Genomic DNA, 24,606 nt, shown 5'->3' with positions numbered 1-24,606 from the left:
CTCAGCCTAGCGATAAGGCCTTTGCCGAGGTGAGGCAAGTTCTTGTCTTACAAATTGGGCCAATTCTTGTCTTACAAATTAAACAAGGACATGGTGGCGCATGACAAAGGCCCCGTCATCGCTTCCGGGGCCTCGCCATCATTCGCGTTAGCGGGCACGATCAGGAACGCGGCCCGACCATCGCCGTCAGGGCCCCTTGCGGATCACGGCATTGGATCACCCACATCTCACCGGGCACTTCCATCGGCTCCATCAGGATCTTGCCGCCATTGTCTGTGACGCGCTTGGCCGTCTCGTCGATATTGTCGACCTGGATGTAGTAGACCCACATCGGCCCGCACATGTCCTTGGTGCGGGTCATCATGCCCCCATAATCGGTGCCGTTCTGGCCATAGAGCTGATAGACCCCCATCGGCCCCATATCGAGGCCCTGGTGCTTCTCCCAGCCGAACAGCCTGGAATAGAACTCGAAGGCGCCAGGCCCGTCGCCGGCATGCAGTTCCCGCCAGGCGATATGGCCCGGCGTGCCCAGGCCCGGCATTTCCGGCGGCTCCCCCTGCCCCTTGAACAGGCCGAACACGGCTCCATAGGGATCGGCGGCAATGGCAAAGCGGCCGACGCCCGGAATGTCATCCGGCGCACGATGAACCTGGCCTCCGAGCTTCACCACCTCGGCCGCGGAGACATCGACGTCGTCAGCGGCCACGAAGCCGGTCCAGTTCGGCGGCACATTGCGGGCGGCAGCATCGGGCGGAATGTCCATGAGGCCGGCCACGAGCGCGCCCTTGTTGGAAAACAGCGTGTAGGTGAGGCCCGGCATACCGGAATCGGCCGCATCCCAGCCCAGCACGGCGCTATAGAAGGCCGCCGCCGCCTTCACATCCGTGGTCATCAGTTCGTACCAGACAAAGCTTCCATGCGTGACGGACATGACGGGCTCCCTTTGATGTCGGTTTCGGATCAGATTGCGGATCAGATTTCTTGGCAGGGGACGATAGGCCGAGACCATGGCGGCCCGATCACAGCCCCTTGGCGATAGCCATCGAAACGGGTGTCAGCTGCAGCAGCCATGTGCAGCGGGCTTGTCCTCGTATTCGTCATGCCGCCGCACGAAATCCATGGTCGAAGCCTCGTTCCGTCCCTTGGGTGCGCGGTCGAGGATCATCAAGGTGCCGATCAGTTCCTCCGGACCGCGGGCATAGCTCGAATAGCTGTGAAACACCTCGCCCTGCTCGTCCTTGTAGAAGGCACTCAGCCCGGGCAATTCGTCATGGCCTTGGGCGCTCGGCTGGCTGGTGAAATTATAGACGATCTCCTCGCCCGCCAGGTCCTCCCGGCTGAAGGAGACGTGATAGTCGAAATTGAAATCACTGCCGAAGGCCGACGCCCAGGGAAAGCGCCAGCCCATGCGCGCCTTGTAGGCCTCGATCTTGGCAAGCGGCGCCCGCGAGACGGCGGTGAGCGTGACGTCGTGGTGGTTGAGATGGGCCACGGCGCCGTCGAGATGATCCGCCAGGAAGGAGCAGCCGGTGCAGCCGGCATCCCAGTCGGGGCCCAGCATGAAATGGTAGACGATCAGCTGGCTGCGGCCCTCGAACAACTCGGCGAGCGTACGCCGCCCCTGGGGCGTGTCGAAAAGATAGGCCTTGTCGACCTTGACCCAAGGCAGCGCCATGCGCTCGGCATTCAGCCGGTCGCGTGCCCGCGTCGCTTCCTTCTCCTTGATCAGCAGCGCCTTGCGCGCCGTCAGCCATTCTTCCCGAGACACGACCTGATGAGCTGGCATGTCGACCTCCCTGCAGAAGTTCTTGGATAGCGGATTCTGAATTGCTTGACTAAATAGGTTGATATCAACATTATTAGTGCATGTCAAAACACACCGATCATCGGCGCTTTTCATCCCAGCCGGGCCTCGATGAGGCAGATCCCCCGGACGCGGAGGGCACGCAGGAAACCCTCGTTCCCTTCGCGACGACCCTGCTCGTGCGCGATACCTGCCTGTGCCTGCACGTCCAGCGCGCGGCGCGGGCACTGGCTCGCCGCTTCGACGACGCCCTGCGTCCGGTCGGGCTGACAAACAGCCAGTTCTCGTTGCTAATGGCGCTCAACCGCCCTGCCCCGCCGCCGATGGGGCCGGTGGCGGCACTGCTGGCCATGGATCGCACCACCCTCACCGCCGCCCTCAAGCGGCTCGAGGCCCGCGGCCTCGTTCAGATATTGCGCGATCCGGCGGACCGGCGATCCCGCCTGCTCGCGCTTACCGCGGCGGGGCGGTCGCTGCTGGCGCGGGCCGTGCCGATCTGGCAGGAGAGCCATGCCCTGCTGGATACGGCGCTGGCGGGCGGCCAGGCCATCCGCCTCAGGCAGGATCTCGCCACTCTCTGCTAAGCCGCTGCCCCCGCACAGGCAAAGGCCCCGGTTTCCCGGGGCCTCGTGTCGACAGGGCGCGACGCCGTCCCCGTCAATTGAAGGTGTAGGACAGGCCGCCCATCACGCCGAAGTCCGGCTTGCGGCCGCCCGCCGAATAGGTGCCGGCGATATTGGCGCGCCACTTGGCGTCCTCCGAGGTCCAGCCCAGGCCGGCGGCGAGGCCGACCTGGCGGTGATAGACCGCCATGCCTGCCGCGGCCGAGACCTTGCCCGGCCTGTCGTCGTAGCGCAAAGCCGAGGCCGCCATGGCCTGGGAGATGCCCTGCCGAGCTTCCTTGAGGTTGTTGGACACCTGGCTCTGCAGATTGGCGATGCTGCCGCCGAAATTATTGATCTGATTAGCCAGATTCTGAACGTTCTGATTGGTCGCATAAAGCTGCGAACCGTTCACCGCATCCGTCGAAGTCGTCGAGAGCGTGCCTTGAGCGACCCCTGTGATCGCCTTTCCACCTCCATCGATACCGCTTGCACTAACTTTTGGGCCGCCGCCGGCAAACGATAAGCCATCGCTGGTGAGTTGCGTTTGACCGATCACCATACCACTCTTGTCGATGGTCGGACCGCCAGTACCGCCTACGGAGATCGAGTTAGCGACTTTGACGTCATTCGCTAAAGCGTATTGTACATTGACGTCACCAGTCTGAGTGACAGTCTTGCTAATCACCATATTGCCATCGGCACTGCTGAAATCGACCGTAGCCCCCGGCGCGACGTTGCTTGCCTTCGAGGTCTCGCCAGCTGTACTCAGATTCCACCCCTTATTGGCCTGCTGCTGCACGTCATAGAGCTGTGAACCGTTCACCGCATCCGAAGACGTCGCGCTCACTGCCCCGTTGGCAACATTGGTGATCGTCGTGCCATTGGCCCCGCCCAAGGTGATGCTGCCTTTGTCGGTACCCGCATCGTACTGCACGGCATTCTCTGCCAGATTGGCAACCTGCTGGCCGACCTTGCCGATCTCCTGATTGGTTGCATAAAGCTGCGAACCGTTGACGGCATCGGTCGAGGTCGCGGTCACCTGGCCGGCAGCGACATTCGTCACCGTACGCTCATTGCCGACCGAGCCGACGCTGACTGTGCTGGTCGGCGCGCCACCAGCATAATTATAGGTCGTGCCGTTGACCGTACCGCTACTGGTCTGCACCACGGTAGAGGTTTTCGAGCCTGCGCCCAACGCGACGTCTCCGGCTTGGCCGCTCGAGGTGTCAGCACCCGCACCCATGGCAACCGAGTTGGTCTGGGTTGCCTTACTGCCTGTGCCGGTCGCGATGGAATCGGTGCCGCTGGCCTCCGCTCCATTTCCACTGGCGATTGCACCATCTGCGCTGGCCTTCGCGCCGGTACCCGACGCCATAGAATTGTTGCCAATAGCCTCCGCCCCGGTGCCGGTCGCGATAGAATTGTTGCCACTCGACTGCGCACCATTACCCATAGCAACCGACGACGTACCACTCGCCTCGGCGGCATTGCCGGTGGCGATGGCATTGTCTGCGCTCGCGTTGGCCTGGGTGCCGGTCGCGATCGCATTCTTGCCGCTCGACTGCGCACCATTGCCCATGGCAATAGAACCGCCGCCGCTCGCCACGGAACTCGGTCCGATACCGATCGAATCCTGCCCGCTGGCAACGGAGTCCGGCCCTGTCGAATTGGTATGGAAATATTTGATGCCGCCGCCATTGATGGAGCCGCCGATCTTGTCGAGCACGCTCTGCACCGAGGTGAAGGTGCTGCCACCGTAATTCAGACTGGTGATCACCGTGCCGCTGCTGGGATCGAAGCTCGAGCCGCCGCCAAGGCCGCTTGCCATCGAATTGCCTAGGCTGAAGATCTGCGAGCCATTGACCGCATCGGTCGAGGTCGCCGTCACGTCGCCATTGGCGACATTGGTGATCTTCTTGCCGCCGGCATCGATACCGGCGATCGTCACGCTAGGCCCGCCCGTGATGATGAGGCCGTTCGTCGTCACCGTGGTGTTGCCCACGGTCAAGCCGGAGGCATCGAGTGTGTTGCCGCCTGCCGTGACGCTGTCCAGCGTGATGCTCTTGGCAAGGTCGAAGGTCGCGTTCGGACCGCTATGGGCGATGACGATATTGCCGTCGGTGTTGCTCAGATCCACCGTGCCGCCGGGGCCGACATTGCTCTTGTTTGTGGTGTCTCCGCCGGTCGACAGGTTCCAGCCGGCATTGGCATTGTTGCCCACGGCTTGGAGCTGGCTGACATTCACCGCATCATTGGCCGCCACGCCATTGGCGACATTGCCGATGGTCACCGGCGTGCCGGCATTGCCGAGCGTGATCTTGTCCTTCACCGCGGGATCATCGTACTTCACCGCAGCATTGGCGAGGTTGGTGGTGTTGGTGTCGAGCTGCGTCAGCGCGCCGGCCACCGTGGTGTAGCCCGTGGTCGTGCCGACATTGCCCTTGCCATCGATCGCCGTGACGGTCTGGCTGAAGCCCGACAGCGTGCCGGTCGCCGGGTCATAGGTCGTGCCGCCCCCCAGGGTCGACGCCGTCGAATTGCCGAGATTGCCGGCGGCATTGCTGACCGTCTGCAACTGGCCGACATTCACCGCGTCGGTAGCGTTGGTGCCGGCTGCGACATTGGTGATCGCCTTGCTGCCGGCATCGATGCCCGTGGCGGTGACGCTCGGCCCGCCCGTGATGGTCAGGCCGTTCGTCGTCACCGTGGTGTTGCCCACGGTCAAGCCGGTGGCATCGAGCGTGTTGCCACCCGCCGTGACGCTGTCCAGCGTGATGCTCTTGGCGAGGTCGAAGGTGGCGTTCGGGCCGTTATGGGCGATGACGATATTGCCGTCGGTGTTGCTCAGATCCACCGTGCCGCCAGGACCGACATTGCTCTTGCCCGCGGTATCGCCGCCGGTCGACAGGTTCCAGCCGGCATTGGCATTGTTGCCCACGGCCTGGAGCTGGCTGACATTCACCGCATCATTGGCCGCCACACCGTTGGCGACATTGCCGATGGTCACCGGCGTGCCGGCATTGCCCAGGGTGATCTTGTCCTTGGTGGCAGGATCGTCATACTTCACCGCCGCATTGGCGAGGTTGGTGGTGTTGGTGTCGAGCTGCGTCAGCGCCCCGGCCACCGTCGTATAGGCCGTGCTGGCACCGACATTGCCCTTGCCGTCAACAGCCGTGACGTTCTGGCTGAAATTAGCGATCTTGCCGGTAGCAGGATCATAGCTTGCCCCACCGCCCAGCGTCGAGGCCGTCGTCGAGCCGAGATTGTTGACGTTATTGCCGAGATTGGTCACCGACGTCGCGACGGTGTTGAGCTGGCTGAAATTGACCGCATCATTGGGATCACTGCCGTCGGCGAGATTAGTGACCTTCTTGTTGCCTGCGTCGATGCCTGCGGTGGTCACGCTGGGCCCACCGGTGATGGTGAGACCGTCGGTGGTCACCGTGGTGTTGCCCACGGTCAAGCCGGTGGCGTCGAGCGTGTTGCCGCCCGCCGTGACGCTGTCCAGCGTGATGCTCTTGGCGAGATCGAAGGTGGCATTCGGGCCGTTATGGGCGATGACGATATTGCCGTCGGTGTTGCTCAGATCCACCGTGCCGCCGGGACCGACATTGCTCTTGCCCGCGGTATCGCCGCCTGTCGACAGGTTCCACCCGGCATTGGCATTGTTGCCCACGGCCTGGAGCTGGCTGACATTGACCGCATCATTCGCCGCCACACCGTTGGCGACATTGCCGATGGTCACCGGTGTGCCTGCATTGCCGAGCGTGATCCTGTCCTTCACCGCCGGGTCGTCATACTTTACCGCGGCATTGGCGAGGTTGGTGGTGTTGGTATCGAGCTGGGTCAGCGCACCGCCGACCGTGTCATATTTGCTCGCAGTCCCGGCATTGCCCTTGTCGTCGACAGCCGTCACGGTCTGGCTGAAGCCTGATAGCGTGCCCGTGTTGGGATCGTAGGTCGTGCCACCCCCGATGGTCGAAGCGGTCGAATTGCCGAGATTGTTGACGTTGTTGCCGAGATTCGTCACCGAGGTGGAGACGCTGTTGAGCTGACTCAGATTGACCGCGTCGGTGGCATTGGTACCGGCGGCCACATTGGTGATCGCCTTGTTGCCGGCATCGATGCCGGCCGTCGTCACGCTCGGCCCGCCCGCGATGGTGAGACCGCTGGTGTCGAGCTTGGAATTGCCGGCCGTGACGCTGTCGACCGTGACATCCTTGGACAGGTTGAAAGTGACGGCGTTGCCGGTCTTGGTGATGGCGAGATTGCCGTCGGTGTTGTTGAGGTCGACCGTGCTGCCGGGGGCCACATTGGAGGAGTTGGCGCCGTTGGCGGTCAGGTTCCAGCCCTTGTTGGCGGTCTGCTGCACGTCATAGAGCTGGGAGCCGTTGACCGCGTCGGTCGAACCTGCCGCAACCGCGCCATTGGCGAGATTGGTGATCTGGGTCGGCTGCGTCGCGCCGGCACCACCAAGGGTGATCTTGGTCTTGGTGGCGTCGTCATACTGCACCGCATTGGCGGTGGCATTGCCGACCACGGCGAAGAGCTGCGAACCGTTGACCGCATCGGTCGAGGTCGCCGTCACGTCGCCATTGGCGACGTTGGTGATCTTCTTGCCCCCGGCATCGACACCGGCAGTCGTCACGCTCGGCCCGCCTGTGATCGTCAGGCCGGTCGCGTCGAGCTTGGACGCACCCACCACTACGCTGGTCGTATCGATCGTCACCGCGCCGACGGACAGGCTGTTGGCGATCTTCACGTTGGAGGCAAGGTCGAAGGTCGCGTTCGGCCCGGACTGGCCGATCACGACATTGCCGTCCGTATTGCTGAGATCGACCGTACCGCCCGGCGCAATGTTGCTGGTGCTTGCGCCCTTGTTGGTGGAGAGGTTCCAGCCCTTGTTCGCGGTCTGGCTGACCGCGTCGAGCTGGCTGACATTGACCGCGTCAGTGGCCGCCACGCCATTGGCGACATTGCCGATGGTCACCGGCGTGCCGGCATTGCCGAGCGTGATCCTGTCCTTCACCGCGGGGTCGTCATACTTCACCGCGGCATTGGCGAGATTGGTGGTGTTGGTGTCGAGCTGCGTCAGCGCACCGGCGACCGTGGTGTAGTTCGTGGTGGCGGCCGCCGCATTGCCCTTGGCATCGACGGCCTTGATGCCCTGGCTGAAGCCGGACAGCGTGCCAGTGGCGGTGTTGAAGGTCGTGCCGCCGCCGATGGTCGAGGCGGTCGAATTGCCCAGATTGTTGACGTTGTTGCCGAGATTGGTCACCGAGGTCGACACGGTGTTGAGCTGGCTGAGATTGACTGCGTCGGTGGCGTTGGTGCCGGCGGCGACATTGGTGATCGCCTTGCTGGCGGCGTTGATGCCGGCCGTGGTGACGCTGGGACCGCCGGTGATGGTGAGGCCGGTGGTGTCGAGCTTGGAATTGCCGGCCGTGACGCTGGTGAAGGTCGGCGTCATCGAGGTGGCGATGGCGATGGTGTTGCCGGTCTGCGTGATCGCGATGTTGTTGCCGGCCTGGTAGGTCACGGTATCGCCGGGCGCAATCTTGGTCGAGGCACTGCCCGAAGCCGTGCCGGTGCTGCCGGCAACCGTGCCCGTATTGGCGTTCCAGCCCTTGCTGGCGGTCTGCTGCACGTCGAAGAGCTGCTGGCCGGTGACGGCGTCGGTGGAGGCCGCGGTCACCGCGCCATTGGCGACATTGGTGATCTTCTGCGGCGAACCGCTGCCATGGCTGGCATCATACGCACCGAGCGTCTTGTTCCACTGCAGCGCATCGGTTTGCAACGCCGTCACGGAGGTGTTCACCGCATTGAAGGCGTTGCCGACATTGTTGTAGGTGGTGCCGCCGATATTGTAGCTCGGTGCGCTCACCGTGCCCGTCGCCGGATTATAGGTCGAGCCGCCACCGAGATTGCTGGCCGTCGAATTGCCGAGGTTGTTGACGTTGTTGCCGAGGTTCGTCACCGATGTGGCGACCGTGTTTAGCTGGCTCAGATTGACAGCGTCGGTGGCATTGGTGCCGGCCGCGACACTGGTGATCGCCTTGCCGGCGGCATTGATGCCGGCCGTCGTCACGCTCGGCCCGCCAGCGATGGTGAGGCCCGTGGTGTCGAGCTTGGAGTTGCCGACGGTGACACTGCTGGCGATGGCGAGATTGCTCGCCAGGTTGAAGGTGGCGTTCGGGCCCGATTGGGTGATGACGACATTGCCATCGGAATTGTTGAGATCGACCGTGCCGCCGGGCGCGATGTTGCTGGTGGTCGCCCCCTTGTTGGTGGAGAGGTTCCAGCCCTTGTTCGCGGTCTGCTGCACGGCGAGGAGTTGCGAGCCATTGACCGCATCGGTCGAGGTCGTGGTCAACGCACCATTGGCGACATTGGTGATCGTCACCGGCGTGCCGGCATTGCCCAGCGTGATCTTGTTCTTCACCGCCGGGTCGTCATACTTCACCGCGGCATTGGCGAGATTGGTGGTGTTGGTGTCGAGCTGCGTCAGCGCACCGGCGACCGTCGTGTAGTTCGTGGTGGCGGCCGCCGCATTGCCCTTGGCATCGACGGCCTTGATGCCCTGGCTGAAGCCCGACAGCGTGCCAGTGGCGGTGTTGAAGGTCGTGCCGCCGCCGATGGTCGAGGCGGCCGAATTGCCCAGATTGTTGACGTTATTGCCCAGGTTCGTCACCGACGTGGCGACCGTGTTGAGCTGGCTCAGATTGACCGCGTCGGTGGCATTGGTGCCGGCGGCCACATTGGTGATCGCCTTGCTGGCCGCGTTGATGCCGGCCGTCGTCACGCTCGGCCCACCCGTGATGGTGAGGCCGGTGGTGTCGAGCTTGGAATTGCCGGCCGTGACGCTGGTGAAGGTCGGCGTCATCGAGGTGGCGATGGCGATGGCGTTGCCGGTCTGCGTGATCGCGATGTTGTTGCCGGCCTGGTAGGTCACGGTGCCGCCCGGCGCGATATTGGTGAGCGCGCTGCCCGAAACCGTACCGGTGCTGCCGGCGACCGCTGCCGTATTGGCATTCCAGCCCTTGTTGGCCGTCTGCTGAACGGCAAAGAGCTGCGAACCGTTGACGACGTCGGTGGAGGCCGCGGTCACCGCGCCATTGGCCAGGTTGGTGATCGTCACGCCACCGGCCGGCGCTCCCGCGCCGCCGGTCGCCCCAAGCGTGATCTTGCTGCCACCGGGAGCATCATACTTGACCGCGATATTGGCCAGGTTGGAGGTGTTGGTGTTCAACTGGTTCAGCGCGCCTGCGACCGTCGTCTGCGCGGCTGCCGCACCGACCGCGCCGGTGTTGCTGACCGGATTGATAGTCTGGCTGAAACCGGACAGCGTGCCGGTGGCCGGATTATAGGTCGTGCCGCCGCCGAGGGTCGAGGCCGCCGAATTGCCGAGATTGTTGACGTTGTTGCCGATCGTCGTCACCGACGTGCCGATCGCGTTCACCGCCTGGTTGGTGGCAAAGAGCTGTGAGCCGTTCACCGCATCGGTAGAGGTGCCGCTGATCCGGCCGGCCGCGACATTGGTGATGGTCCGTTCCTTGCCGGAGGAGCCGACGCTCACCGTGGAATTGGCGGCATTGCCGGCATAATTGTAGCTCGTGCCGTTGATCGTGCCACTCGGCGTGTTGACCACGGCGGCTGTGGTCGACCCGGCACCCAGAGCGACGTCGTTGGCATTGCCTGCATTCGAGCCAGAGCCGAGAGCAACGGCATTGGCGGCTGCGCCCGTGGCCTTGTCACCGAAAGCAAGAGCACCGGCAGCCGCGGCATTGGATTGATTGCCGAGCGAAACGGAACCCTGCCCGACCGCGAAATTGGCATTGCCCAGCGCGACCGCGCCATTGGCCGCCGTGGTGCCGGTCGTGTTGCCGGCGGCGGTATTGTTGGCGCCGAGCGCCACGGCACCTGCGCCGTTGGCCACATTCGGGTCGCCGATCGCCACCGCGCCATCACCGATGGCCTTCTGACCCAGGCCGATGGCGACGGCCCCTCCAGCCGCGGTCGCGGCGTTGGCATTGGCGCCCACGCCGATGGCGACGTTCTGGCCCGTTGCACCGGAAATCGAGTTCAAACCGACGGCCACGCCATTGGCGCCGGCCGCCTTGGAATTGGTGCCGATCGCAGTCGCGTTGGCGGCATTGGCATTGGCGGCAAGACCGAAGGCAATCGCGCTGTCGCCATTGGCGGTCGCGCTAATACCAAAGGCAATTGCATTGGCCTGCGCAGCATTCGCCGATTGTCCGAATGCGATGGCATTGGCGGCGTTGGCCACGCTTCCCCCACCGAAGGCGACGGCATTGGTTCCGTTCGCCTTGGAAGAAATACCAAAGGCGATCGCATTGGTGGACGTCGCCAGCGAATTGCTGCCCATCGCAACGGCGTCGACACCGCTGGCGTTCGACGACACGCCATAAGCCATGGCGTTCTGGGCCAGTGCATTGGAGGAGCGGCCCACCGCGATGGCATTCTCGCCGGTCGCCCTGACACCATAGCCCATGGCATAGGCGGCATTGGCAGTAGCCTGGGCACCCAGGCCGATCGACACTGCACCAACCCCCGACGAAGTCGTCGTCCCACCGAGGGATCCTTGCCCGCCGATCGCGATGGCATCGACATTGTTGGCGATCGACTGCGCACCGATCGCGACGGAATCCTGCCCCGTCGACTGGGCACTGGCGCCGAAGGCCAACGTGTCACCGGCATTGGTGTTGCTCTTGGCAAACGCTCCGCCGCCAAAGGCAATGGCGCTGCCCGCAGAACCCGCCACAGCATTGGATCCGGTGCCGATGGCGATTGCAGTGGATCCCGATGAACCGGCTCCGCCGGACGCCGAGGAGGAGGTGCCGATTGCGATCGCGTTCAAGCCGTTTGCCAGCGCGCCATCGCCCTGCGCCATGCCATAGCTGGCGGCGACATTGGCGCCACGGCCGATGGCAATGCCGGACGCCGAAGCGGCAGTAACCGTCGATTGTCCGCCAAAGGCAATCGAATTGGCACCGGCAGCCTGGGCACCACGCACGTCATTCGCACCGATGGCAATCGAGCTCTGGCCGGATGCCGTTGTCGAGTTGGCCACGCTCAGGGCATTCGTGCCATTGCCGCCGGCGCCACCAATAGCCACGGAATTGTTTCCGGTCGCCCGGGTGCCGAAACCGACGGCAGTGGCTGCCGTCGCGGTCGCCTGGGCCTCCAAGCCGATCCCCGTGCCCCATTTGCCCCCAAGACTCATCACGCCAAAGGCTGATCCGCCTTCGCCGGTTGCCTTGGCGAAGGATCCGTAGACCGAGCCTGCCGTCACACCCGACGCACTCGATTCGCAACCCGCCACGGTCGAATAGGTACCCGTTCCATCGGTAGCCTGATTTGTGGTGCCCCCCGGGTTTGTCCGCCCCACAACGCTGTTGCTACCCGTCACGCAGGACGGCGAGGTGTTGATCGTGTTGGCAAGGGCCGCTCCCCCGCTCCACAGGCTCAGCAGGATCGCCGCCATCGCGGTACCTCCGAGCACACAACTCACCCGCCCCCCGCTGGCGAGCGCACCGATGCCCAGGCGCTTGCCCCTCATACCCATCACGCGATGCGCCATGCGCAGTACGGCATGGATGCGTCGACGCAAGCTGCGATGGGCATGCTTGGCGAGATGAATGCTGTCGTGGTTCGGCATGGGGCCCCGGTCTATCTGAAACGCCGCGTCTCACAGGCAAAGCTGTCCCGTCCGAGGACAGCTTTGTTAGCAGTTGACCTAGGGATTCCCGATTACCGGGTAGCGATTCGTATTCCGAATACTTGGTCCCCCGACTCTCCATATCCCTTGACGAAGGACCGGTAGCCGTAGCGTCAGATAAACAGAATCCTCCGCATATCCGTTTAATACTCATGATTCCGTAAGGGTGTAAATACTGTATGAGATTCCGTTAAAAGTACATTTTTACCTCTAATTTAAAATAAACTATCGATCTCAATCGAATTAATTTGAAATCTGGAAAATATTTATAGCTCAAAAGGAGTATTATCGAAAATTGGAGTCAAAAATTTGAAAAAAGATTGAAAAATTATTCATAAAATAAAATGAATCCCAGGGTTCATATTTAAAATATGATAAATCGATGAATTGATTATCGACTATATTTAATTCATATTTCAAAGATTATTTCTATATCAGGTACAAAATTTAATCTTCTCAAATCATTGCAGATACATAATTTCGTATCTCAATATACGTGAAATCAATTCTGAATTACCAAGTTGGCCGGGAGTGCTTTTGCGAATAGACGACTTTGCCACCAGCGACAGGAGGCGCGCGCCCTAACACGAAGGAATTAAGCCTATCGGCCGGGCATCGCCGTTCCCGGCGCTGTTGCGCACATGCAACAAAGCGAGAAAAATCAGCCCCGCCGCCCGCCAGGCCAGCTCTTCGCCTCAGTGGGTGGACTAAGCAAGCGCCCAGAAAGACCGTCCACCCGATGCAGTCATCAGGGACGCTTGCCCCTGTCTAGCCCCTGAAAGAAAAGGGCGGCCCGAAGGCCGCCCTCACTGCAAAATCTATTGGACCGGAGCCGGTTCGGGTTCCGGCTTGGGCTTGGGTTTTGGCTTGGGTTTTGGTTTGGGCTTGCCTTCAGGCTTGGGCTTGCCTTCAGGCTTGGCATCCGGCGCAACCGCCGGTGTCGCGGGCGTCGGTATCGGACCTTGAGCGGCATTCGGTCCGCTGGCACCGGGCACAACGCCGGCCTGGGCAATGTTGACACTCAGCCCATAAAGCAACAGGCGCTTATCGACACCTTGGAAAAGAAGCTCGAATGTCAGTTTCGTATCGGCATTCACCGGAAAGAAGCCCGCAAGGTGGAGCAATCCGTTTTTCTCGACCTGGGGCGGGAGGGTGATCGTCGGTTCGAGCACCAGCGCCGCCGCGAGATCCAGATCGGCCTTGCGCTGGCTGGCGAAAACTTCGGCCAGCCTGGCATCACTGTTTTCCCGCTGGAAATCCGGCGAGCCGAGATCGCGCAGCACCGAGTAGTTGCCGGTCTTGTTGGCCTGGTCGAGCGCGATCAGGGTGGAGCGCACCAGGATCAGGACGGTCTTGGGATCGAGGTTCATCGCCTGCGGCCCCGCCGGTGCCGCATTGGCGGGAGCCGGCGCAGCCGGAACGGGCACAGGCTGTTGCTGCTGCGCCATGGCGGGCAGTGCCAGGCTCGCCGCAATCGCGACGGCGAGCAGCCCCGCTCGGCGCATCACGGGAGTGAGGCGTCTCCGCCAGGGTCTGCTCTGCGATGGGCGACGTTTCATAGGATCCAGGCCTCGTTGGGTTTGGCGCGATGCCCGAGGTTTCACAGATTTATACCCGTCTGTCACCTTGCAAGTTCCAATCTATCCTCGCCTGTGTAGACTCGATACATGCGATCTCGACAGATCGATAAGCATCATAACACCACCGCCGCGTATTTCGGTGCGACAACGTTACGGAATAAAGAATGGACATTCGTGCCGTTTGCCTTCTCCTCACCCTTACCGCTGGCGGTTTGGGGACGATTTCACCGATTGCAGCCCTGGCGCAGGATCAGCCGGCCGCAAAGCCCGCCCGCAAGAGCAAACCGCTGGCAAGGCAGCCGGCCAAGCCTGCTCCCGCTCCCCGGGCTCCGGTGATATTGCCGGAACCACCCCTGCCCGTCCGGCAGGTCAACCAGCTCGGCCTGACCCAATGCGCGGGCCTCGTCGACCAGATGTCACGCGGTGCCCTCAATGCCAGATATGACGTCCAGTCGGGCTGGAACCGCCAGGCTCCGACGCAGCACGTCTTCCAGAGCGTCGCCGTCATCGATCGCCCGGAGGTGACGCCGGCCAACGGCTTGGCTGCCATCATCGCCACGCCGACGCCGTCGGGCAGCTGCGACGGGGTAACCGTACAGGTCTTCCCGCTCGCCAGCGATTGCGCCACGGCGCAGACCTATATGCGCTCCTCCGGTGCCAGCCCGATCCCGATCCTCAACACCCAGATCATGATCGACCGCGACGGCAAGCGCATCTTCCTGCTGCCGGGCGTGAACAAGACCTGCATCGCCGTCTCCGTCGATTCCAGCTTCGGTCCGGGGCCGGTCGTTCAGGCCCCGGCATCACCCGTGCTCGGACCGGCATCGCCGCCGCCCTCGGCGCCCTCGCCGATCCCCGATTCTATCGTGCCGCATGCCGCCCCGGCCATGCCGCCGAGCTCGGAAATCCTGCCGACGGCCCAGCCGCCGAAATGAACCCGGGAACGCAAGAAGACGTCCAGCGGGCCGGCTGTGCATGACGGAAGGGAATGGCTTGATTCGCCTTTCCAACCTGCTCTAATCGCCGGCGTGGCGATCCCCCGTCCGGCGCCCCGCCAGGCCTCAATCGAAAAGCAGGTCATGCTCGATATTTCAGCCCTCCAGTCGATGAAGGTGTTGTTCGCAACGCCCTGCTATATCTCTGCCGTCAGCATGAATTATGTGGTCAGCATGTATTCGCTGGCCTGCGATGCCACGCAGCTCGGCCTGAAAACCGTGCTGCACATGCATTCGGAAAGCCTGATCACGCGCGGACGCAACATGGTCGTGCTGAAGTTCATGCAGGACGAATCCTATACGCATCTGTTCTGGATCGACTCCGACATTTCCTTCACCACCCAGCAGGTCATCCGCCTGCTGCTCGCCGATCGCGACGTGGCCGGCGGGGTCTATCCGATCAAGTCGCTGGCCTGGCCCGAGCCCCTGCCGGCCGGCCTGACCAAGGACGAGATGGAAATCCGCTTCGCCCGTTATGCCTTCAATCCCGTCGACCACGGCAAGACGCCGATCGGCCAGCATGTCGATGATGAAGGCTTCATCGAGGTCTCGGAGGCGCCCACCGGCTTCATGGTGATCAAGCGCCATGTCTTCCCCAAGCTGATGCAGGCCTATCCCCATCTCAACTACACGCCGGACGGACCGCCGAACAACCCGCTCAAGCCGCTGCACTGGCTGTTCTTTGACTGCATGGTCGATCCCGATTCCGGGCGCTATCTGTCGGAAGACTATGCCTTCTGCCGGCGCTGGCGCGACATCGGCGGCAAGGTCTGGATCGATTCCCAGTCCAAACTGCAGCATCTGGGCCAGTACAATTATGTCGGCGATGTCGAGACCAGCCTGAAGCAGCAAGGGCACTGGTAGGGCCGGCTCGAAGCGGCGGGGAGGCGAATGTCGGAGCAGGCCATGACGACACCCCTGGTCGAGCTCCTCGGCCCGGCGCGCCGCACCCATATCGTCGACATCGGCGCCAATCCCATCGACGGCGACCCGCCCTATAAATCCATGCTGGCGGCGGGCCTCGCCCGGCTTACCGGCTTCGAGCCGCAGGCCGAGGCGCTGGCGAGGCTCGAGGCGGCCAAGGGGCCGAACGAGAGCTATCTGCCCCACGCCATCGGCGATGGCGGCGAGGCCTATCTCAATCTCTGCGCCTATTCGGGCTGGAGCAGCCTGCTCACCCCGCGCCAGGACGCGCTGGAGGTGTTTTCCTATTTCAAGCCCAATGCACAGGTGATCGGTCGCATCCCGGTACGCACCACCCGCCTCGACGACCTGACGGTGCTTCCGGAGATCGACATGCTCAAGATCGACGTACAGGGCGCCGAGCTCGCCGTGTTTCGGAATGCCCGCGAGAAACTGCGCTCGGCCGTGGCCATCCAGACCGAGATCTCCTTCGTCGCGCTCTACGAGAACCAGCCGGGTTTCGGAGAGATCGACATCGAGCTGCGCGCGCAAGGCTTCGTGCCGCATTGCTTCAAGGCGGTGAAGTTCAGCCCGATGGCGCCCTATGCCAGGCCGGAGAGCTGGACGCCGGCCACAAACCAGCTCCTGGAAGCCGACATCGTCTATGTCCGGGACTTCGTCGACCCCGACGCCATGAGCGACGAGCAGCTCAAGCATCTGTGCCTCATCGCCCAATATCTGTATGGCAGCATCGAGCTGTGCGGACGCTGCATCGATCTGCTGCAACGGCGCGGCGCCCTGCAGCCGGATACGCTGGCCAGGTACACCGCCCTGCTGGAGACGGCGCGGCCGTCGACCGCAAGCTGAGGGGGCTTGACGACGCAGCGGCAGGCGCGTTCTGTGGAGCCCCATCGAGACCCCTCCCCATGTCCGCCGACACCAGCGCTTCCCGTCACCCCGAAGTCGCCGCCTATCTTGCCGCCCATCCCGATACCCGTTTCATCGAAGCCTTTACCCCCGATTTGACCGGCTATGGCTTCGGCAAGCGCTTGCCGATCGAGGAGATCGACAGCCTCTATCGCTCCGGCATGGGCTTTTCCGCCGCTCCCTATGTGCTCGATGCCCGGCATGACGGTTACGGCTCCGGCGGCATCGGCTGGGACGATGGCGATCCCGATGCCAAGGGCGTGCCGATCCCGGGCACCCTGAAGCCGATGCCTTGGGCGGCCGTGCCGACGGCGCAGGTCATGCTCGACATCACCTATGCGGTATCGGGCGAACCGCTGTGGACGGATCCGCGCCATTTGCTCAAGACCATCCTGGCCCGCCTCGCCGCCGACGGGCTCCATCCCACCGTCGCCTGCGAATACGAATTCTTCCTCACCGACGGGACGCGCGAGGCCGATGGCCGCATCCGCCCGCCGATCCTCAAGCGCACCGGCCGCCCGCTCGGCCCGCCCACCAATCTCTCTGTGCTGACGCTGGAGGAAGTGGCGCTGTGGTCGGCCCGGGCCGACGACGCGGCGCGCTCACAGAATGTGCCGATGGGCAGCATCATCGCCGAGATGGGCGTCGGCCAGTTCGAGACCAACCTGCATCATACGCCCGACGCCGTGCTCGCCGGCGATCACGCCGTGCTGCTCAAGCGCCTGATCCGCGGCACCGCCCGTGCCGAGGGCTGGGACGCCACCTTCATGGCCAAGCCCTATGAGGACGAGGCCGGGTCGGGCCTGCACGTGCATGTCAGCCTGTGCGATGCCGACGGCCGCAATCTCTTCGCCGATCCGGCAACCGGCGAGCAGCTGATCCGTCACGCTATCGCCGGCATGCAGCGCCTGATGCCGGAATCGCTCGCCTTCTTCGCACCCAACCACAATTCCTTCCGCCGCTTCGGCGGGCTGTTCGCGCCGGTCAACCGCAAATGGGGCGAGGACAACCGCACCGTCGCCCTGCGCATCCCCACCGACAAGGGCGCGGGGCGGCGCATCGAGCATCGCGTCGCCGGAGCCGACGCCAATCCCTATCTGGTGCTGGCCGCCATCCTCGCCGCCGCGCATTACGGCATCACGCGAAAGCTGGAGCCGGATGCGCCCGTGGTCGGCAAGCATGCCGGCTTCACGCGCGATCCCGGCCTGCCGGGCGACGTGTTCGAGGCCGCCCGCCGGCTGGCGCGGGCGAGCCTGTTGAAGGACTATTTCTCCAAGCGCTATCTGGAGACCTACGCCCATCTGGTCCATGGCCAGCACGAGGATTTCCTCTCGGTGCTCAGCCCGCGGGAGTATGACCTGTTCTTCTGAAACCGACCTATCTGGGATGCCCATAGGCGCTGACTTAAGGGGAGAAGCACGACACCAGCCAACCCTTCGCCCCGTTCTTACGGAGCGTCGTCAACTCTCATGAGTTGACGACAGGTAAGGATGAGGGGCGGCGCGGACCTGGAAAAGCCGAGCGCGCATAGCCCCTCACCTCTATCCTCTCCCCGCAAGAACGGGGCGAGGGGGCTCACATGTGGAGCCATACCTTCAACTCCATCATCTCGCCTACCCCTTAAGTTAGCGCATATGGGCAGGGATGCCTGCGATCCCATGAAGGATCAGATCCCGCGCGCGCCCCGGGCCCGCAGCCTTATCATCACGCCGCGATCGTGCTCCTCGGCGCGCCTGTGCGCCCTGACCTGCAGCAGGTCCTTGCGGGCGATCAGGCCGACCAGGCTGCCGCTCTGGCGATCGAGCACCGGCACGCGGCCGATATCGGCGATGGCCATGCGATCGGCGAGCGCGCCGGCCAGTTCGTCGGCAAAGCCGATCTCGAGATCCTGCCCCTCCAATATCTCCTGCAGCGACAGGGACTGGATGTCGTCATCCTCCGAGGCATGCATCGACCAGTCGAGGATATGGGCGCGCGAGACCATGCCGACCACGCGCCGCTCGGCATCGACGACCGGATAGCTCTTATGGCAGGGCTCCCCGCTGGTGAAGAAGGCGACGGCCCGCGCCACCGTCATCGCCGCCGGCAGCGTGTCGACCTCGCGCACCATCAGATCGGCCACCCGGGCAAGATCGAAGGGATCGGTGTGGTATTCGCCCGAGATGTGATGGCCTCGACGAGCGATCTTCTCGGTGAGGATGGAACGCTTCATGGTCAGCACGGTGGTGGCATAGGCCATGCCGCAGGCGGTCAGCAGCGGCAGGAGCACGCCGAGATTGCCGGTGAGCTCCACGGCAAAGAGCGTCGCCGTCAGGGGCGCACGCATGGTGCCGCCCATCATCGCCGCCATGCCGAGCAGGGCCCAGAAGCCGGGATCGGCCTGCGGCAGGACGAGGCCCGCCAGGGTGCCGAGCGCGCCGCCCAGCATCATCAGCGGCGCCAACACGCCACCGGAGGTGCCCGAGCCGAGCGAAATCGACCAGATCAGGGATTTGACCACCAGGAGCAGGATCACCGCCTTCACGGCCATCTCGCCTGAGAGGAGGTGGCGGATATTGTCGTAGCCCACCCCGAGCGCGCTCGGATCGAACAGGCCACCGATGCCGATCGCCAAGCCCCCGAACAGAGGCCACCACATCCAATGCAGCGGCAGGCGGTGGAAGAAATCCTCGCTGGCATAGACCATGGCCGTGAGGATCCCGGAGCCCAGCCCGGCGACGATGCCCATCAACACCCAGCCGAGGAAACCCGGGAAGGTCAGCGCCATCTGCCCGGTGAAGCCGAACAGAGGCGTGGGATCGAGCAGCAGGCCGCGCTCGGCCGCCGCCACCGACGCCGCGACCACCACCGGCAGGAAGCTGCGCGGCTTCCATTCGAACAGCAGGAGCTCGATCGCCAGCAGCACGGCGGCGATCGGGGTGCCGAAGACGGCCGTCATGCCCGCGGCAGCACCGGCGACCAGCAGGGCCTTGCGCTCATTGGCGCTGAGATGGATCATTTGCGCGACGAGCGAGCCGATGGCACCGCCGGTCATGATGATCGGGCCTTCGGCGCCGAAGGGACCGCCCGAACCGATCGAGATCGCCGAGGAGAGCGGCTTCAGCACGGCCACCTTGGGATTGATCCGGCTCTTGCCGATCAGGATCGCCTCCATCGCCTCGGGAATGCCATGGCCGCGGATCTTCTCCGAACCGAAGCGGGCCATAAGGCCGATGATCAGGCAGCCGATCACAGGTACGAACACGGCGGTCCAGCCGAGCGGCGTACCGGAGATCGACAGGTTCTCGAGCGAGAACCGGCCGTAATAGGCGATGTTGGTGCACAGGGTGATCAGGCGTAGCAGCACGAAGGCCGCCCCCACGCCGGCCGTGCCGACGAAAACGGCGATCGCCATCAGCAGGATCACCCGCCGATCGGTTGTGAAATCGCCCAGGCGCGCCGGCAATTCGCGGGTTCCCGCCTCGGCATCCTGCCCGGGCGTGCCCAGAGTCGAAGTCGTCATGTCGCTGATATCCATCTGTCGGGGCTAGCCCCGGCTGAATTTTGTATCGCAATACGATATATTTTGCGCAAGTCAATGGATTTTCGTAGAGATGGCGGCAGACAGGAGAATCGCAGAACCATGGACCCCAAGCGGCAGCAAGATCCTGATTACGCCGCCCTGGCGCGATTCCGGCATGCCTTGCGCAAATTCCTGGTCTTCAGCGAAGCGGCGGCCGGCGCGGCGGGACTGACGGCCCAGCAGCATCAGGTCCTGCTCGCCATCGCGGGCCTGTCGCAGGACGGCGCCCTTTCGATCGGCGAGCTGGCCGAGATCCTGATCCTGCGCCACCACAGCGTGGTCGAGCTGGTCGACCGGCTCAGCAAGCTCGGCCTGGTCGAACGCATGGCCGATCCGGCGGATGGCCGGCGTGTGCTGGTGCGGCTGAGCGAAGCCGGCAGGCAGAAGCTGCAGACCCTGTCGGAAACCCACCTGAAGGAACTGGCGGCCATCGGGCCGGCGCTTTCCGCGCTCCTGCAGGCTTTCCGGGGCTGATCACGTCGCCGGCATTGGCCCCCGGGGCCGGCCTCAAATCGGCGTGAGGCGTAACGAAGCCTCCCCATCCGCTCGTATAATCACAGGCAATCCGACGGATGGAGGACGATGATGAAACGGCGTGGCATTCTGTTCATGGCGGCGGGCCTGGCGGCCAGCCTCGGCACCGGCCTGTGGTTTTCAGCCTCGAGCGCCGAGGAAGCGCCGCGCCTGGTAGCGCCCCCCACCCTCGATAGCCGCCCGAGCGCGGCGTCGGAGACGGCAGTGCTGGCAGGCGGCTGCTTCTGGGGCGTGCAGGGTGTGTTCCAGCACGTGAAGGGCGTCACCTCGGCGGTTTCGGGCTATGCCGGCGGCACGGCCGACACCGCCAGATATGAAACCGTCTCGACCGGATCCACCGGTCATGCCGAGGCGGTGCGCATCCGCTTCGACCCGCGCCTCATCTCCTACGGGCGGATCCTGCAGATCTATTTCTCGGTGGCGCATGATCCCACCCAGCTCAACCGCCAGGGCCCCGACAGCGGCACGCAATATCGCTCGCAGATCTTCACCACCAGCGCGGAGCAGGCCCGGATCGCCGCCGCCTATGTCAGCCAGCTCGACGGCGCCAAAACCTTCGCCCGCCCGATCGCGACGCGCATCGCGCCGTTGCGGGGCTTCTTTTCCGCAGAGGCCTATCATCAGGATTACCTGACCCGCCATCCGACCCAGCCCTATATCGCTATCAACGACCTGCCCAAGGTAGCCGCGCTGCAGCAGCTCTTCCCGACTGTCTATCGCAGTGATCCAGTCCTAGTGGCCGGCCGCTGAGGCCGAACTACGAAGCAGGAACCGTGACGTTGCGGCTGAAATGCACGATGCGGCGATCGGGGCGTTCCTCGATCCGCTCGATCGCATAGCCGCGCCGCTGGTACCAGGCGACGTTCTCGGTGAAACGCTCATTGGTATAGAGCCGCACCAGGCCATGCCCGTCGTGTCGCGCCCGGTCCTCGGCGAAGTCCAGCAGGACCGAGCCGAGGCGCCGGCCCTTGAGCGCGGGCACCACGGCCAGGCTCCAGATCAGCAGGTGATCGGATTTCGGCTCGATGATGAGGGCCGTCTCCAGCGCCTCGGATGGACCAGACACCCAGATCTCCATCGTCTCGAACAGGGCCGCGAAATCGGCGTCATGCGGCGGCAGGGCCATGCCGATGCGCTGCTTCAGGGGAGCATAGGCTGCCTGCTGCAGGGTGGTGACAGCAGGGATCTCGGTTCTGGTGGCGCGGCGGAGAGACATACAGGACTCGTGGCATGAGACGATGATTCGGGAACATTGGCTTGATCGGCTCCGATCGGCAAACCTCCCTGGAACGCGAACATCTCAGCAATGTGCCTTCATGTCGCGACGTCCGCCTCGGGAAGCGCCGCACGCCAGGGAGAGGCTCTATCGCACGCCAACGGATCTCGCTACACCCTCAACTATAATTGAGGTTCTTGAATCATGGCAGAAGTCACCGTCAAGCAGCCCCTCGGCGTGGGCGATGTTGCCAAACGTAGCGGCATCGCCGTCTCTACCATCCATTTCTACGAGACCAAGGGCCTGATCGAGGGTTGGCGCAGCGCCGGCAATCAGCGGCGCTATCATCGCGCCGTGCTGCGCCGCATCGCCATCATCCGCATTGCCCAGCGCGCCGGTATCCCGCTGGCGGTGATTCGCGAGGCGCTGGCGGATCTGCCGCACGACCATGTCCCCAATGCACGTGACTGGCAGCGTTTCACCGATGCCTGGAAAGGCATGCTCGAGGAGAGGATCATTGGCCTCACCCAGTTGCGCGACCAGATCGCCAGTTGCATCGGCTGCGGCTGCCTGTCGTTGGAGGAATGCCCGCTGCGCAATCCCGACGACGAACTCTCCAGGCAAGGATCCGGGCCCAGATGCTTGACATCCAAGCGATAAAGCCGATCGGGAGCGACGAAACGCCGCTCCCGATTCTAGCCGCGCAACGCCTCTTGATCTCAACCATGATTGAGGTTCTATAAATCCTGTCGGCAAGCGACCGCGGTCGCATCAGGAGAGCCGACAGTGCACGACACCATCGATGACAAGACCCAGCCGCCGGGCCGCTGCGAACTGCCCAGCGGTTGCAACAGGCTTCATGCCCCCAGCATCGCATCGGGCAGGATCTGCCTCGCCCGCGGGAAAGCCTGAGCCATGTCGCATGTCATTGCCGCGATCCTCGGCTCGACCGCCTTCCTGGTATTTGCCCGCATCCTGCTGACCTTCGTGTTCTGGTCCAGCGGGCTCGCCAAGCTGATCGACTTCAGCGCCAATGCGGCCATCATGGAGAGCTTCGGCCTCAGGCCGGGCTGGCTGGTCAATGCTGCCACCCTCGTCCTGCAGCTCGGCGCCTCGGCGGCGATCATCCTCAACCGCGGTGCCTGGCTGGCGGCAGGCGCCCTCGCCGTCTTCACCTTGCTCACCATCCCGCTGGTCCATCCCTTCTGGACCAAGACGGGTGAAGAGGCCTTGCGCGACCTCACGGTGGCGCTCGAACACCTCTCCCTCATCGGCGGCCTGGCTCTGGCCGCCATCCTCGCGCGCCGAACGCCGTCGACCGTTCCGGCTTCGGCTCAGCCCGCGCCGAGGCGCTCGAGATAGACGCACAACATGTCAGCCATGGCATCTGAGTAGGCTTCGATCTCGGCTAGCGTTCGAGGGCTTTCCGAAAACTGCTTGCCCACTGCACTCAATGTCGCCGTGATGAGGTCGCCGGCCAGGGTTCGTGTCGTTTCAGCAGCCTTGGGCAGCGCCTCCCGCATGAAGGCCTCGACGACGCCGTCCCCCGCCGCCCTGGCCGCCTCCGCTTCGGGTGCGTCGCGATAGAGCGGCGCGGCATCGTCGAGCGCCACCCGCACCGCAGCCTCGTCGCATTCGGAGCGGATGAAGGCATGGACGACAATACGCAGCCTTTCGAGAGGCGGCTTGGCGCCATCCTGCAGGATGGCGCGCAGCAGCTCGCTCGTCTGCCGCCATTCGTCACTCTGGAGCCGGAAGAGGATCGCCGCCTTGTTGGGGAAATATTGATAGAGCGAGCCGACGCTGACGCCAGCCTTTTCGGCCACCCGCGCAGTGGTGAAGCGCTGCGCGCCTTCCTGGCGCAAAACCTGAATGGCAGCCTCCAATATCGCGGCGACCAGCTCGGTCGAGCGGGTCTGCCGAGGCTGTTTTCGTGAGGAAACGCAAGAGTTTCGACGATCGGTCATCGGGATAGGCGCCAATGCGAATAGTGAATGCGACGAATTAGTCGTATTTCTAGTCCGGCGCAAGAATGCGTTTTCCCCAAACCGGAGCCTACCATGACCACCCTGACCAGCGCCCCGCTTGCGCTCCTGCTGGACCGCCTGTTCGAAGAGGCCGATGCCGCCTCGCCGACAACGATCCCCGCCGTGGCCGAACTCTCCCGCCCGGAACGGGAGCGCCTGATGCGCAGCAAGACCGAATATCTCGACCTCTATGGCCGCCTGAAGGACCTGCCGCTCGCCGTCTCGCGCGAAACCGGCCTGCTGCTCTATATGCTGGCCCGAAGCTGCCGGGCCCGCACGATCATCGAATTCGGAACCTCGTTCGGCATCTCGACCCTGCATCTGGCGGCAGCGCTGCGGGACAATGGCGGCGGGCACCTGATCACCAGCGAGTTCGAGCCCTCCAAGCTGGAACGGGCTCGGCAGAACCTCGCCGCCGGCGGCGTGCTCGATCTCGTCGAGATCCGGGAGGGAGATGCACTGCGCACGCTGGGCACCGACCTGCCCGAGTCGATCGATCTCGTCCTGCTCGACGGCGCCAAGGCCCTCTATCCTGAGATCCTCGATCTGGTGGAGAGCCGGCTCAAGCCCGGCGCCCTCATCGTCGCCGACAATGCCGACTACAGCCCCGACTATCTCGCCCGCGTACGTTCGCCGGCCCGGGGCTATCTGTCGACCCCCTTCGGCGAGGACGTCGAGCTCTCGATGCGGATCGGCTAAGCTCGCGGGCCATAC

General features: G+C 63.8%; 17 protein-coding genes. 10 read left to right on the top strand and 7 right to left on the bottom strand.

Annotation, left to right across the window (positions count from 1 at the left end; translation table 11 throughout):
* Positions 1 to 160 precede the first annotated feature (160 nt).
* Positions 161 to 931, bottom strand: a complete 771-nt coding sequence (locus ABXS05_RS21955) for a VOC family protein (RefSeq protein WP_367625400.1) — start codon at positions 929 to 931, stop codon at positions 161 to 163.
* 123 nt (positions 932 to 1,054) lie between these two features.
* The gene (locus ABXS05_RS21950; protein WP_311944455.1) at positions 1,055 to 1,786 is read right to left on the bottom strand and encodes a DUF899 domain-containing protein; all 732 of its coding nucleotides are present in this window, start codon (positions 1,784 to 1,786) and stop codon (positions 1,055 to 1,057) included.
* 80 nt (positions 1,787 to 1,866) lie between these two features.
* On the opposite strand from ABXS05_RS21950, the gene ABXS05_RS21945 reads away from it, so the two are divergent.
* Positions 1,867 to 2,388, top strand: a complete 522-nt coding sequence (locus ABXS05_RS21945; protein ID WP_367625399.1) for a MarR family winged helix-turn-helix transcriptional regulator — start codon at positions 1,867 to 1,869, stop codon at positions 2,386 to 2,388.
* A gap of 73 nt (positions 2,389 to 2,461) precedes the next feature.
* Here ABXS05_RS21945 and ABXS05_RS21940 read toward each other — a convergent pair whose 3' ends face one another.
* Positions 2,462 to 12,088: a hypothetical protein gene (locus ABXS05_RS21940; RefSeq protein WP_367625398.1), complete on the bottom strand. Its 9,627-nt coding sequence runs from the start codon at positions 12,086 to 12,088 to the stop codon at positions 2,462 to 2,464.
* Positions 12,089 to 12,966: 878 nt separating this feature from the next.
* A complete protein-coding gene (locus tag ABXS05_RS21935; RefSeq protein WP_367625478.1) occupies positions 12,967 to 13,653 on the bottom strand; it encodes a hypothetical protein in 687 nt (228 codons plus the stop codon).
* A 239-nt stretch (positions 13,654 to 13,892) separates the two neighbouring features.
* On the opposite strand from ABXS05_RS21935, the gene ABXS05_RS21930 reads away from it, so the two are divergent.
* The 4 genes from ABXS05_RS21930 to ABXS05_RS21915 all read left to right on the top strand — a co-directional run bounded on the left by ABXS05_RS21930 (position 13,893) and on the right by ABXS05_RS21915 (position 17,923).
* On the top strand, positions 13,893 to 14,663 hold the full coding sequence (locus tag ABXS05_RS21930) for a hypothetical protein (protein ID WP_367625397.1): 771 nt from the start codon (positions 13,893 to 13,895) through the stop codon (positions 14,661 to 14,663).
* Positions 14,664 to 14,807: 144 nt separating this feature from the next.
* A complete protein-coding gene (locus tag ABXS05_RS21925) occupies positions 14,808 to 15,587 on the top strand; it encodes a hypothetical protein (RefSeq protein WP_311944447.1) in 780 nt (259 codons plus the stop codon).
* Positions 15,588 to 15,629: 42 nt separating this feature from the next.
* A complete protein-coding gene (locus ABXS05_RS21920; RefSeq protein WP_367625396.1) occupies positions 15,630 to 16,493 on the top strand; it encodes an FkbM family methyltransferase in 864 nt (287 codons plus the stop codon).
* 59 nt (positions 16,494 to 16,552) lie between these two features.
* Complete coding sequence (locus tag ABXS05_RS21915) at positions 16,553 to 17,923, top strand: glutamine synthetase family protein (protein ID WP_367625395.1); 1,371 nt, start codon at positions 16,553 to 16,555, stop codon at positions 17,921 to 17,923.
* 296 nt (positions 17,924 to 18,219) lie between these two features.
* On the opposite strand, the gene ABXS05_RS21910 is transcribed toward ABXS05_RS21915, so the two are convergent.
* A complete protein-coding gene (locus tag ABXS05_RS21910) occupies positions 18,220 to 20,055 on the bottom strand; it encodes a chloride channel protein (protein ID WP_367625394.1) in 1,836 nt (611 codons plus the stop codon).
* A 120-nt stretch (positions 20,056 to 20,175) separates the two neighbouring features.
* On the opposite strand from ABXS05_RS21910, the gene ABXS05_RS21905 reads away from it, so the two are divergent.
* Together ABXS05_RS21905 and msrA are read left to right on the top strand one after the other, a co-directional pair.
* A complete protein-coding gene (locus tag ABXS05_RS21905; RefSeq protein WP_367625393.1) occupies positions 20,176 to 20,589 on the top strand; it encodes a MarR family winged helix-turn-helix transcriptional regulator in 414 nt (137 codons plus the stop codon).
* A 111-nt stretch (positions 20,590 to 20,700) separates the two neighbouring features.
* Positions 20,701 to 21,399, top strand: a complete 699-nt coding sequence (gene msrA / locus ABXS05_RS21900; RefSeq protein ID WP_367625477.1) for a peptide-methionine (S)-S-oxide reductase MsrA — start codon at positions 20,701 to 20,703, stop codon at positions 21,397 to 21,399.
* 7 nt (positions 21,400 to 21,406) lie between these two features.
* Here the strand turns inward: msrA and ABXS05_RS21895 are convergent, their stop codons facing one another.
* The gene (locus ABXS05_RS21895; RefSeq protein ID WP_367625392.1) at positions 21,407 to 21,865 is read right to left on the bottom strand and encodes a GNAT family N-acetyltransferase; all 459 of its coding nucleotides are present in this window, start codon (positions 21,863 to 21,865) and stop codon (positions 21,407 to 21,409) included.
* 204 nt (positions 21,866 to 22,069) lie between these two features.
* On the opposite strand from ABXS05_RS21895, the gene soxR reads away from it, so the two are divergent.
* Complete coding sequence (soxR, locus tag ABXS05_RS21890) at positions 22,070 to 22,525, top strand: redox-sensitive transcriptional activator SoxR (RefSeq protein WP_311944439.1); 456 nt, start codon at positions 22,070 to 22,072, stop codon at positions 22,523 to 22,525.
* A 255-nt stretch (positions 22,526 to 22,780) separates the two neighbouring features.
* Positions 22,781 to 23,227, top strand: a complete 447-nt coding sequence (locus ABXS05_RS21885; RefSeq protein ID WP_311944437.1) for a DoxX family protein — start codon at positions 22,781 to 22,783, stop codon at positions 23,225 to 23,227.
* Here the strand turns inward: ABXS05_RS21885 and ABXS05_RS21880 are convergent.
* A complete protein-coding gene (locus ABXS05_RS21880; protein ID WP_367625391.1) occupies positions 23,200 to 23,832 on the bottom strand; it encodes a TetR/AcrR family transcriptional regulator in 633 nt (210 codons plus the stop codon). The two genes, ABXS05_RS21885 and ABXS05_RS21880, sit on opposite strands and share 28 nt — an antisense overlap.
* A 93-nt stretch (positions 23,833 to 23,925) precedes the next feature.
* Between ABXS05_RS21880 and ABXS05_RS21875 the strand changes: the two genes are divergently transcribed.
* On the top strand, positions 23,926 to 24,591 hold the full coding sequence (locus ABXS05_RS21875) for an O-methyltransferase (RefSeq protein WP_367625390.1): 666 nt from the start codon (positions 23,926 to 23,928) through the stop codon (positions 24,589 to 24,591).
* Positions 24,592 to 24,606: the final 15 nt, after the last annotated feature.

The organism is Labrys neptuniae, from assembly GCF_040797145.1.
GTDB classification, from domain to species: Bacteria; Pseudomonadota; Alphaproteobacteria; order Rhizobiales; family Labraceae; genus Labrys; species Labrys neptuniae.
The sequence above is the reverse complement of the archived record's forward strand: the minus strand, read 5'-3'. Positions and strand labels throughout refer to the sequence as shown.

What these genes read in the sequence shown, in the direction of transcription:
- ABXS05_RS21955 (WP_367625400.1), bottom strand. Translation starts at nt 931, where the DNA reads ATGTCCGTCACGCATGGAAGCTTTGTCTGGTACGAACTGATGACCACG.
- ABXS05_RS21950 (WP_311944455.1), bottom strand. Translation starts at nt 1,786, where the DNA reads ATGCCAGCTCATCAGGTCGTGTCTCGGGAAGAATGGCTGACGGCGCGC.
- ABXS05_RS21945 (WP_367625399.1), top strand. Translation starts at nt 1,867, where the DNA reads ATGTCAAAACACACCGATCATCGGCGCTTTTCATCCCAGCCGGGCCTC.
- ABXS05_RS21940 (WP_367625398.1), bottom strand. Translation starts at nt 12,088, where the DNA reads ATGCCGAACCACGACAGCATTCATCTCGCCAAGCATGCCCATCGCAGC.
- ABXS05_RS21935 (WP_367625478.1), bottom strand. Translation starts at nt 13,653, where the DNA reads ATGCGCCGAGCGGGGCTGCTCGCCGTCGCGATTGCGGCGAGCCTGGCA.
- ABXS05_RS21930 (WP_367625397.1), top strand. Translation starts at nt 13,893, where the DNA reads ATGGACATTCGTGCCGTTTGCCTTCTCCTCACCCTTACCGCTGGCGGT.
- ABXS05_RS21925 (WP_311944447.1), top strand. Translation starts at nt 14,808, where the DNA reads ATGCTCGATATTTCAGCCCTCCAGTCGATGAAGGTGTTGTTCGCAACG.
- ABXS05_RS21920 (WP_367625396.1), top strand. Translation starts at nt 15,630, where the DNA reads ATGACGACACCCCTGGTCGAGCTCCTCGGCCCGGCGCGCCGCACCCAT.
- ABXS05_RS21915 (WP_367625395.1), top strand. Translation starts at nt 16,553, where the DNA reads ATGTCCGCCGACACCAGCGCTTCCCGTCACCCCGAAGTCGCCGCCTAT.
- ABXS05_RS21910 (WP_367625394.1), bottom strand. Translation starts at nt 20,055, where the DNA reads ATGACGACTTCGACTCTGGGCACGCCCGGGCAGGATGCCGAGGCGGGA.
- ABXS05_RS21905 (WP_367625393.1), top strand. Translation starts at nt 20,176, where the DNA reads ATGGACCCCAAGCGGCAGCAAGATCCTGATTACGCCGCCCTGGCGCGA.
- msrA (WP_367625477.1), top strand. Translation starts at nt 20,701, where the DNA reads ATGAAACGGCGTGGCATTCTGTTCATGGCGGCGGGCCTGGCGGCCAGC.
- ABXS05_RS21895 (WP_367625392.1), bottom strand. Translation starts at nt 21,865, where the DNA reads ATGTCTCTCCGCCGCGCCACCAGAACCGAGATCCCTGCTGTCACCACC.
- soxR (WP_311944439.1), top strand. Translation starts at nt 22,070, where the DNA reads ATGGCAGAAGTCACCGTCAAGCAGCCCCTCGGCGTGGGCGATGTTGCC.
- ABXS05_RS21885 (WP_311944437.1), top strand. Translation starts at nt 22,781, where the DNA reads ATGTCGCATGTCATTGCCGCGATCCTCGGCTCGACCGCCTTCCTGGTA.
- ABXS05_RS21880 (WP_367625391.1), bottom strand. Translation starts at nt 23,832, where the DNA reads ATGACCGATCGTCGAAACTCTTGCGTTTCCTCACGAAAACAGCCTCGG.
- ABXS05_RS21875 (WP_367625390.1), top strand. Translation starts at nt 23,926, where the DNA reads ATGACCACCCTGACCAGCGCCCCGCTTGCGCTCCTGCTGGACCGCCTG.